The sequence below is a fragment of the Plantibacter sp. VKM Ac-2880 genome (genome assembly GCF_015351235.1).
GTDB lineage: Bacteria > Actinomycetota > Actinomycetes > Actinomycetales > Microbacteriaceae > Plantibacter.
The window spans coordinates 1-974 of sequence record NZ_JADKSJ010000007.1; the positions used below are offsets into that span (position 1 = coordinate 1).

The window sequence follows — 974 nt, forward strand, 5'->3', positions numbered from 1 at the left end:
CTGGTGACTCCCGCCTGAATATATAGGGCGGGTAGAGGGAACGGGGGGAAGTGAAACATCTCAGTACCCCCAGGAAGAGAAAACAACAGTGATTCCGTCAGTAGTGGCGAGCGAAATCGGAAGAGGCTAAACCGGGCATGTGTGATAGCTATCAGGCGTTGCATGTCCGGGGTTGTGGGACTTCTCACTCCGAACTGATATTCGGGGAGCATTAGAACGTGGTATAGACGAATGGGATTGAAAGCCCAGCCAAAGACGGTGCCAGCCCGGTAGTCGAAATGCTGCAATCGTGCGAGGAGTATCCCAAGTAGCACGGGGCCCGAGAAATCCCGTGTGAATCTGTCAGGACCACCTGATAAGCCTAAATACTCCCAGATGACCGATAGCGGACAAGTACCGTGAGGGAAAGGTGAAAAGTACCCCGGGAGGGGAGTGAAATAGTACCTGAAACCGTTTGCTTACAAACCGTTGGAGCACCCTTGTAGGTGTGACAGCGTGCCTTTTGAAGAATGAGCCTGCGAGTTAGCGATATGTGGCGAGGTTAACCCGTGTGGGGTAGCCGTAGCGAAAGCGAGTCTGAATAGGGCGATTCAGTCGCATGTCCTAGACCCGAAGCGAAGTGATCTATCCATGGCCAGGTTGAAGCGACGGTAAGACGTCGTGGAGGACCGAACCCACTTCAGTTGAAAATGGAGGGGATGAGCTGTGGATAGGGGTGAAAGGCCAATCAAACTTCGTGATAGCTGGTTCTCTCCGAAATGCATTTAGGTGCAGCGTTGCGTGTTTCTTGCCGGAGGTAGAGCTACTGGATGGCCGATGGGGCCCAAAAGCTTACTGACGTCAGCCAAACTCCGAATGCCGGTAAGTGAGAGCGCAGCAGTGAGACGGTGGGGGATAAGCTTCATCGTCGAGAGGGAAACAACCCAGACCACCAACTAAGGTCCCAAAGCGCGTGCTAAGTGGGAAAGGATGTG

General features: G+C 53.5%; 1 rRNA gene. It reads left to right on the forward strand.

Annotated elements, in window-relative coordinates:
- Positions 1-974, forward strand: a 23S ribosomal RNA gene (locus ITJ57_RS19205); the annotation flags it as partial.